The organism is Anaerolineae bacterium, assembly GCA_025062375.1.
GTDB lineage: Bacteria > Chloroflexota > Anaerolineae > SpSt-600 > SpSt-600 > SpSt-600.
The window spans coordinates 1-262 of the sequence record JANXAG010000084.1; the positions used below are offsets into that span (position 1 = coordinate 1).

Sequence of the window (262 nt, forward strand, 5' to 3'; positions counted from 1 at the left end):
GGAGCTGATGCACGAGCGGGCACGACTGGATAAATCCTTGTTCATCTCTCCTAATAGTGAGCAGATTCCAACTCCAGCAAGAAGTCCTTTACCACCATCGGGCAACCTCACTCTTTCTCAACAGGAGGCGCAGGTGGTGGGAAACCCCAAGGATTTTTGAGGAGGGCTTTTGGGCGAGTGCAGTGGGCACACAGGATGTGGTGGGCGTGGGAGATGCTGTCGCGATAGGTGGTGGCAAGTGCCCGGGGTGGGACTCGAACCC

General features: G+C 56.9%; 1 tRNA gene (cut by a window edge). It reads right to left on the minus strand.

What is annotated here, in order from left to right:
- Positions 1-239: 239 nt before the first annotated feature.
- A tRNA-Leu gene (locus tag NZ653_10150) sits at positions 240-262 on the minus strand (it continues 61 nt past the right edge of the window).